This is a genomic window from uncultured Neisseria sp. (genome assembly GCF_951230505.1).
Lineage (GTDB): Bacteria > Pseudomonadota > Gammaproteobacteria > Burkholderiales > Neisseriaceae > Neisseria.
The window spans coordinates 1-8,548 of the sequence record NZ_CATNVN010000075.1; the positions used below are offsets into that span (position 1 = coordinate 1).

Annotated in this window: 8 protein-coding genes; 4 read left to right on the plus strand and 4 right to left on the minus strand. The window is 53.3% G+C overall.

The features are described from left to right. The coding region (queA, locus tag Q1M25_RS06045; protein ID WP_300482926.1) for a tRNA preQ1(34) S-adenosylmethionine ribosyltransferase-isomerase QueA at positions 1-750 on the plus strand (750 nt) is incomplete at its 5' end. Between the two features lie 206 nt (positions 751-956). Here queA and gyrB read toward each other — a convergent pair. The 4 genes from gyrB to Q1M25_RS06065 all read right to left on the minus strand — a co-directional run bounded on the left by gyrB (position 957) and on the right by Q1M25_RS06065 (position 5,733). Next, positions 957-3,347, minus strand: a complete 2,391-nt coding sequence (gyrB, locus tag Q1M25_RS06050) for a DNA topoisomerase (ATP-hydrolyzing) subunit B (protein ID WP_300482928.1) — start codon at positions 3,345-3,347, stop codon at positions 957-959. A 194-nt stretch (positions 3,348-3,541) separates the two neighbouring features. Beyond that, entirely contained in the window at positions 3,542-4,429 is an 888-nt protein-coding gene (gene prmA, locus Q1M25_RS06055; RefSeq protein ID WP_300482931.1) for a 50S ribosomal protein L11 methyltransferase, read from the minus strand. Positions 4,430-4,518: 89 nt separating this feature from the next. After that, the gene (dapB, locus tag Q1M25_RS06060) at positions 4,519-5,328 is read right to left on the minus strand and encodes a 4-hydroxy-tetrahydrodipicolinate reductase (RefSeq protein WP_003684215.1); all 810 of its coding nucleotides are present in this window, start codon (positions 5,326-5,328) and stop codon (positions 4,519-4,521) included. 9 nt (positions 5,329-5,337) lie between these two features. Then, positions 5,338-5,733 carry an outer membrane protein assembly factor BamE gene (locus Q1M25_RS06065; RefSeq protein WP_003682810.1) on the minus strand — a complete coding sequence of 132 codons (396 nt, stop codon included), beginning with the start codon at positions 5,731-5,733 and terminating at the stop codon, positions 5,338-5,340. A gap of 151 nt (positions 5,734-5,884) precedes the next feature. Between Q1M25_RS06065 and fur the strand changes: the two genes are divergently transcribed. The 3 genes from fur to dapD all read left to right on the plus strand — a co-directional run bounded on the left by fur (position 5,885) and on the right by dapD (position 8,291). Then, a complete protein-coding gene (gene fur / locus Q1M25_RS06070) occupies positions 5,885-6,382 on the plus strand; it encodes a ferric iron uptake transcriptional regulator (RefSeq protein ID WP_003682812.1) in 498 nt (165 codons plus the stop codon). A 77-nt stretch (positions 6,383-6,459) separates the two neighbouring features. Further along, complete coding sequence (gene aat / locus Q1M25_RS06075; RefSeq protein ID WP_300482936.1) at positions 6,460-7,254, plus strand: leucyl/phenylalanyl-tRNA--protein transferase; 795 nt, start codon at positions 6,460-6,462, stop codon at positions 7,252-7,254. Between the two features lie 215 nt (positions 7,255-7,469). Then, the gene (dapD, locus tag Q1M25_RS06080) at positions 7,470-8,291 is read left to right on the plus strand and encodes a 2,3,4,5-tetrahydropyridine-2,6-dicarboxylate N-succinyltransferase (protein ID WP_004520923.1); all 822 of its coding nucleotides are present in this window, start codon (positions 7,470-7,472) and stop codon (positions 8,289-8,291) included. Positions 8,292-8,548 lie beyond the last annotated feature (257 nt).

Below are 8,548 nucleotides of genomic sequence, written 5' to 3' on the forward strand. Positions count from 1 at the left end.
ATCCGCTCGTCCAAATCGCCGAAACCGGGTACAGAATTGATTTTTGAAGGCGATATCCGTGCCGTCATGATGGAGCGTGCGGAGGAATTATTTTGCTTGAAATTTGAAGGCGCGCAAACCGTTTACGAACTTTTAGAGCAAAACGGCCATCTGCCCTTGCCGCCTTATATCGAACGCGCGGCCGATGATGAAGACGACAGCCGCTATCAGACCGTGTACGCCAAGTATCAAGGCGCAGTGGCCGCGCCGACGGCAGGCTTACACTTTACCGATGAATTGTTGGGCCGTCTGAAAGCCAAAGGCGTAGAAACCGCGGAAGTAACCCTGCACGTCGGTGCCGGCACATTCCAACCCGTGCGCGTCGATAAAATTGAAGAACACAAAATGCACAGCGAGTGGTTTGACGTACCGGTCGAGACTGTTGCCGCCGTTGAGGCTGCCAAAGCGCGTGGCAATAAGGTGTGGGCTGTGGGCACAACCTCCATGCGCGCCTTGGAATCTGCCGCACGCGAGACAGGCCGTCTGAAAGCTGGTCGCGGCGATACCGATATTTTCATTACGCCGGGCTACCGCTTCAATGTTGCCGACCGCTTGATTACCAACTTCCACCTGCCCAAATCAACCTTGCTGATGCTCGTCAGTGCGTTTTCGGGCATGGAGCATATCCGCAGCGTTTACCGTCATGCGGTGGAACAGGAGTACCGCTTTTTCAGCTATGGCGATGCGATGATTTTGGGGAAAGCGGAATAAATTTGAAGCGGATTGGAGCGTTTCAAACTGGTTATTTGGGATTGTCCGGAATCCAAATCAGTTGAAACGCTCTAAAATACGCGAATTAAAATAAATTATTAAAGCGAACACGCGAAGTTGTTGGAATTTGAGTTGTAAGAAATAAAGCACAAAACAAAAAGGCCGTCTGAAAATGGTTTTTCAGACGGCCTTTTATCTTCTCATGCTTAGGCGTCGATGTTTTGTGCCAGCAGGGCGTTGTTTTCGATGAAGGCGCGGCGCGGTTCGACTTCGTCGCCCATCAGGGTGACGAATACTTCGTCGGCGGCGATGGCGTCTTCGATGCGGACTTTCAGGAGGCGGCGGACGGTAGGATCCATCGTGGTTTCCCAAAGTTGTTCCGGATTCATTTCGCCCAAGCCTTTGTATCGTTGGATGGACATGCCTTTTTGGGCAACGCTCATCAAGATGTCCAAAGCGGCTTCAAAGCTGTCGATGTCGTATTCGTTGTCGCCTTTGTAGAGCTTCGCCCCTTTGACGACCATGCCTTTGAGTGCGGCGGCGGTTTGGGTAAGGGTTTGGTAGGCTTTGCTGTTGAGGAACTTAGGCTCGAGGTAGCTCACCATCACATTGCCGTGTAGCTTGCGTGTGATTTTGATGAACTGGTGTCCTTCGTGGCCTTCGATGCGTTCGAGCGCGACTTCTTTTTCGTCCAAGAGGCCGCTCAATTCGGCAACGGCGCGGTCTGCGCTTTCTGCCGTGCTGAGGTCGACCGGCGAAGCGTGCAGCATGGCATGCAGGACGAGTTCGTCAATGATGCGGCTTTCTTGTTCGATGACGGTTTTGGCCAACAGGAATTGCTTGGCAGTATTGGCAAGCTCCTCACCTTCGATGGTGCGGCCGTCTGAAACGATTTTGGCTTTTTCCAAGGCCAAACCGAGCAGCCATTGGTCTTTTTCCAATTCGTCTTTGAGATAGCGCTCTTGTTTGCCGTATTTGGCTTTGTACAAAGGCGGCTGGGCGATGTAGATGTAGCCGCGCTCGACCAGCTCGGGCATTTGGCGGTAGAAGAAGGTTAGGAGCAGGGTGCGGATGTGCGCGCCGTCCACGTCGGCATCGGTCATGATGATGATGCGGTGGTAGCGCAGTTTTTCGGCATTGAATTCTTCTTTGCCGATGCCTGCACCTAGAGCGGTAATCAGCGTGGCAACTTCTTGGCTGGCCAGCATTTTTTCAAAACGTGCTTTTTCGACGTTCAAAATTTTACCTTTGAGCGGCAAAATCGCTTGGAATTTGCGGTCGCGGCCCTGCATGGCGGAACCGCCTGCGGAGTCGCCCTCGACGAGGTAGAGTTCGGACAGGGCAGGGTCTTTTTCTTGGCAGTCGGCGAGTTTGCCCGGCAGTCCCAAACCGTCCATCACGCCTTTGCGACGGGTGATTTCGCGGGCTTTGCGGGCGGCTTCGCGCGCGCGCGCGGCATCGACGATTTTGCTGGTGATGATTTTGGCTTCGGTCGGGTTTTCTTCAAGGAAGTCGGTCAAGGCTTGGTTGATGACTTCGTTGACGACGGGGCCGATTTCGCTGGAAACCAGTTTGTCTTTGGTTTGCGATGAGAATTTCGGATCGGGCAGTTTGACGGATAAAACGCAGGTCAGACCTTCACGCATATCGTCGCCGGCGGTTTCCACTTTGGCTTTTTTAGCCACTTCGTTGGCTTCGATATAGTTGTTGATGGTGCGGGTCATCACTTGGCGCAGCGCGGTCAGATGGGTGCCGCCGTCGCGTTGCGGAATGTTGTTGGTGAAACATTGCACGCTTTCTTGGTAGCTGTCGTTCCATTGCATCGCGCATTCGACGCTCATGCCGTCTTTTTCGCCGAACGCGTAGAAGATTTTTTCGTGCAACGGTGTTTTTTTGCGGTTCATGTATTGCACGAAGCCGGCCACGCCGCCGGAAAGGGCGAAGCTTTCGTGTTTGCCGTCGCGTTCGTCGGTCAGCTCGATGTCCACGCCGTTGTTCAGGAAGGAAAGCTCGCGGATGCGTTTGGCAAGAATGTCGAAGCTGTATTCGACATTGCCGAAGGTTTCCGCGCTGGCGAGGAAGCGCACGGTCGTGCCTTTTTTGTCGGAATCGCCGACAACCTTCAACGGTTCTTCGGTTTCTCCGCGTACGAAGCGGACGAAGTGTTCTTTGCCGTCGCGGTAGATGGTCAGTGTTACCCAGTCGGACAGTGCGTTGACGACGGATACGCCCACGCCGTGCAGGCCGCCGGAGATTTTGTAGCTGTTGTTGTCGAATTTGCCGCCTGCGTGCAAGACGGTCATGATGACTTCGGCGGCGGAGCGGCCTTCTTTCGGGTGGATGCCGGTCGGCATACCGCGGCCGTTGTCGGCCACGCTGACGGAATTGTCGGCATGGATGGTTACGGTGATTTTGTCGCAATATCCGGCGAGCGCTTCATCAATGGCGTTGTCGAGCACCTCGAACACCATGTGGTGCAGGCCGCTGCCGTCCTGCGTGTCGCCGATATACATACCGGGGCGTTTGCGTACCGCTTCCAAGCCTTCCAGCACTTGTATGCTGTCGGCGCCGTATTCTTCGTGTTTTTGGTCAGTCATGGTCTTTTCTTGCTGAATTTCAAGGAAATTTTCCGTGCGCGCAATGAAATGTCAAACGGGCGCGACGGATGTGTTCCGAAAGGTCAAAATAATGGGCAATTATACCTGATTTTGCTGGAATATTCAGCGTTTTAAGTGCAAAAAGGCCGTCTGAAAGATTAAATTTCAGACGGCCTTTGTATCGGAAAACAGGTTTAGCGTTTGGCGCCGCTCAATCGCGCCCAGCCTTCTTCGATTTCGGCAGGCTCGATGTCGAACCATTGGCTGTAAATGCCGCTGAGTTCTTCGACTTGTTCGTCCAAAAGGCCGGACAAGACAATGCGGCCGCCTTGTTTGGTACGCGCGGCAAGCATTTCGCCGAGCATACGCAGCGGGTTGGCCAGAATGTTGGCGACAACGACATCAAATTGACCTTGCGGCAGGCCGTCCGGCAGGTAGAACTGCGCGTCGACGTTGTTTTGCGCGGCATTGTCTTTGCTGGCGCGGATGGCTTGTTCGTCAATATCTACGCCGATGGCGGAGCCCGCACCGAGTTTGAGGGCGGCAATGGCCAAAATGCCGGAGCCGCAGCCGTAGTCCAATACACTTTCACCGCCTTTGAGCTGCGTGTCCAGCCATTTGAGGCAGAGGCGGGTGGTCGGATGGCTGCCTGTGCCGAAGGCAAGGCCCGGGTCGAGTTGCAGGTTGACGGCGTTGCCGTTGGGCGCTTCGTGCCAAGACGGGGTAATCCACAGGCGGTCGGAAATTTGAATCGGGTCGAATTGCGCTTGGGTCAGGCGTACCCAGTCTTGATCTTCAAGGATTTCGCCGGTGTATTTCAAATCGTTCAAACCGCATTCCTGCGCGGCGGCTTCGATAATGGAAGCGGCGTCGTCGCTTTCGCCGAAAAGGGCGATGACTTTGCTTTGTTGCCAGATTTGCTCGGTCGGCATGCCCGGCTCGCCGAAAATGGCCTGCTCGTTTTCTGTACCGGCGTAGGCATCTTCAATGGCGGCGGACAATGCGCCGTGTTCCATCAGCGCGTCGGCAAGGCGTTCGGCGACGGCATCGTTGACGTTGATGGTGATTTGTTGATAGGACATGGTGGGGCTTTCTTTTTAATAAGGCCGTCTGAAAATCGACGTTGTGCTTTCAGACGGCCTTGTAAGGTATGAAACCTGATGATGCGGGTTTATCGGTTTTTCAAACCCAGTACGTCTTGCATATCGTACAGGCCTTTTTTGCCGTTTGCCCAAACTGCGGCGCGTACGGCACCGGCGGCAAAGGTCATGCGACTGCTGGCTTTGTGGGTGATTTCCACGCGCTCGCCGTCGGTGGCGAAGAGGGCGGTGTGGTCGCCGACGATGTCGCCTGCGCGGACGGTGGCAAAACCGATGGTGGACGGATCACGCGGGCCGGTATGGCCTTCGCGGCCGTAAACGGCGCATTCTTTGAGGTCGCGGCCGAGTGCGTCGGCAATGACTTCACCCATGCGCAACGCGGTGCCGCTTGGGGCATCGACTTTGTGGCGGTGGTGGCCTTCGATGATTTCGATGTCGTAGCCTTCGTTTAACACGCGGGCGACGGTGTCGAGGATATGGAAGGTCAGATTGACGCCGACGCTGAAGTTGGCGGCGAAAACAACGCCTATTTTCTCGCCTGCGGCTTGGATGGCGGCTTTGCCTGCGTCGTCAAAACCGGTCGTGCCGATGATGATGTTGACGCCTTTTTCCACGCATTTTTGCAGGTGTTTCAGGGTTGGCTCGGGACGGGTAAAGTCGATGAGGACATCGCTTTGAGCCAGTACGGCATCCACGTCGTCTGAAATGGCAACGCCGGTTTTGAGGCCGGAGGCGAAGCCTGCATCCAAACCCAATACTTCCGAACCGGAATGTTCGAGTGCGCCGGAGAGGACGGCATCGGGATGGTTGTTGACTGCTTCAACCAAGACGCGGCCCATGCGGCCGTTGACGCCGGCAATGGCGATTTTCAATGCGCTCATGAGGCTTCCTTATTGCGGCTTGGTTTCGGTGGTCGGAACGACGTTTTGTCCGGCTTGAACGGCTTCGATGGATTTTTGAATGGCATCGCCTTCGGCGCGTGCGAGGACGTCGTTTTCAAAGTACAGGGTCAGGTTGCTTTGCTCTTTGATGATGCCGTTGCGGCTGGTGTTGAAAGTGTAATCCCAGCGGTCGGCATGGAAGGCATCGCGCAGGAGTGGCGTACCGAGCAGCAGTTGGACTTGGTCGCGGGTCATACCTTGGCGCAGGGAAACCACGGCGCGGGGGTTGAGCTCGTTACCTTGAATGATTTTGAGTTTGTAGGATGGAAAGTTGGATACGCGCTCGGCACTGCATGAGGCCAGACCTAAAATAGCGGCGATGGCAAGGCATAAGGCTTTATTCACGGGCTTACCTTTCTGTGTCATTTCGGGAAAGATGGTTATCATCGCTTGAATATTTTTAAAAAGCAAACGATAATCATCTTCTTAATTTTTCTTTTCGCCGATTTTCAATTGCAAGACCGGCGGCAGATTGCCGCCCTTTAACGGCCCAATAGTGGGCAAACGGGCGGAAAGTGCGTATTATAACGGTTATTACCTTACAGGGATATTGAATATTATGGAAAAATTCAGCAACATTGCGCAATTGAAAGACAGCGGTTTGAAAGTTACTGGTCCACGTTTGAAAATTTTGGACTTGTTCGAGACTCATGCCGAGGAGCATTTGAGTGCGGAAGATGTGTACCGTATCCTGTTGGAAGAGGGCGTGGAAATCGGCGTGGCGACGATTTACCGTGTGTTGACCCAGTTTGAACAGGCCGGCATTTTGCAACGCCACCACTTTGAAACCGGCAAAGCGGTTTACGAATTGGACAAAGGCGATCACCACGACCACATCGTCTGCGTGAAATGCGGCGAAGTAACCGAATTCCACAATCCGGAAATCGAAGCGCTGCAAGACAAAATCGCTGAAGAAAACGGTTACCGCATCGTCGATCACGCGCTGTATATGTACGGCGTATGCGGCGAATGCCAAACCAAAACCAAACGTTAATCAGTTTGTATGTTGATTTTTCAGACGGCCTTGGGCATTTTCAGCCTGAGGCCGTCTGAAACTTTATGGGCTTTACGATGAAGATTCCTTTTCTTGTTCCACGGGATTATCGTTTCCCCGACCCGTCTTACGCATTAGATGAATGCGACGGCTTGGTCGGCGTCAGTGGCGATTTGGATACGGGGCGGCTGTTGTCGGCGTATCGGCAGGGGATTTTTCCGTGGTTTAGCCGCGACGGTTGGTTTTTCTGGTATGCGGTTGCGCCGCGAGCCGTGATTGTGCCGGAAAACCTGCATATCGGCCGATCGCTCGCCAAAACTTTGCGTCGCAAGCCGTATCGGGTAACGGTCAACCTCTGTTTTGAAAAAGTAATTGCCCATTGTGCCAATGTGCCGCGTCCGGAACAGGACGGAACGTGGATAGAACCTGCGTTTCAGACGGCCTATTTGAAGCTGCACCATCAGGGGCATGCGCATTCGTTTGAATGCTGGCTGCCGGATGAACAAGGTGAAATGCAGTTGGCTGGCGGGTTTTACGGCGTGCAAATCGGCTGCGTGTTTTATGGCGAGTCGATGTTTGCTTTGCGTCCCGATGCGTCCAAGGTTGCGTTTGCCCGCGCCGTCCCGTTTTTGGCGGATTTGGGCGTTGCGCTGATAGACTGTCAGCAGGATACGGAACATATGCGCCGTTTCGGTTCGCGATTGATGGATTTTGCCGACTTTCAGACGGCCTTGAAGGATTTAAATGCGAAACCGTTAAAGCGGAATATCGAATGCGGCGTGGTGGCTGAAAATCTTCTACAAAAAGATTGGCGGCGAAGATTGATTTATCGGCACGGCGTGTCGGTAGAATCGACAGTCTGCATATTGTGATTGGGAAACCAGTTGGAAAATAAACGCCATTCCATTCACTTGAACAGGCCGTCTGAAAATCTTGGCTTAGCCGAAATCTGGCCGTGTAACGCGCGGCGCTCATCATGTTAATAGCTGACGAAATCGCTTTTACATGGCAAAATAACGAGTTAAAAATTTGTAATAGGGTGGCCTGAATAGGTTTCAGACGGCCCTGATCTCTTGAAGGAATCAACATGTCTTTGCAAAACATCATTGAAACGGCTTTTGAAAACCGTGCCGAAATCAATCCGAATACCGTTACCCCGGAAGTGCGTGAAGCGGTTTTGGAAACCATTCATCAACTCGACTCCGGCAAACTGCGCGTTGCCGAGCGTTTGGGTGTGGGCGAATGGAAAGTCAACGAATGGGCGAAAAAAGCCGTATTGCTGTCTTTTCGCATTCAGGACAATGAAATTCTCAACGACGGCGTGAACAAATACTTCGACAAAGTGCCGACTAAATTTGCCGATTGGTCTGAAGACGAATTCCGCAGCGCAGGTTTCCGTGCAGTTCCGGGTGCAGTTGCCCGTCGCGGCAGCTTTGTGGCGAAAAATGTCGTGTTGATGCCTTCTTATGTCAACATCGGCGCATACGTTGACGAAGGTGCGATGGTCGATACTTGGGCGACTGTCGGCTCTTGCGCACAAATCGGTAAAAACGTGCACTTGAGCGGCGGCGTCGGCATCGGCGGCGTACTCGAACCCTTGCAAGCCAGCCCGACCATTATTGAAGACAACTGCTTCATCGGCGCGCGTTCTGAAATCGTCGAAGGCGTGATTGTCGAAGAAGGCAGCGTGATTTCTATGGGCGTGTTCATCGGTCAATCTACTAAAATCTTTGACCGTACTACCGGCGAAATCTACCAAGGCCGCGTACCGGCTGGTTCGGTTGTCGTATCCGGCAGCATGCCTTCCAAAGACGGCAGCCACAGCCTCTACTGCGCGGTTATCGTTAAACGCGTGGACGCACAAACCCGTGCGAAAACCAGCGTGAACGAATTGTTGCGCGGTATCTAATCGGATAACGATTGCGCTGACTGAGGGTAGGTAGCAAAGCCTGCTTTACGGTCGGGTGTGAACACAAAACAGGCAGAATGTTCTGCCTGTTTTTTTATGGCTTAAAGGCCGTCTGAAACGATTTCAGACGGCCTTTTGTTTTTGATGATGGGTTGTTTTAAGGACAATTGAGGCAAGGGAAGGGTATTCCCTGTCTGAGACTACGCTTCCGGCCAGTCGGCGTAATAGTATTGCCAATATATTTCTTCAAAAGGAAT

What these genes read in the sequence shown, in the direction of transcription:
- gyrB (WP_300482928.1), bottom strand. Translation starts at nt 3,347, where the DNA reads ATGACTGACCAAAAACACGAAGAATACGGCGCCGACAGCATACAAGTG.
- prmA (WP_300482931.1), bottom strand. Translation starts at nt 4,429, where the DNA reads ATGTCCTATCAACAAATCACCATCAACGTCAACGATGCCGTCGCCGAA.
- dapB (WP_003684215.1), bottom strand. Translation starts at nt 5,328, where the DNA reads ATGAGCGCATTGAAAATCGCCATTGCCGGCGTCAACGGCCGCATGGGC.
- aat (WP_300482936.1), top strand. Translation starts at nt 6,460, where the DNA reads ATGAAGATTCCTTTTCTTGTTCCACGGGATTATCGTTTCCCCGACCCG.
- dapD (WP_004520923.1), top strand. Translation starts at nt 7,470, where the DNA reads ATGTCTTTGCAAAACATCATTGAAACGGCTTTTGAAAACCGTGCCGAA.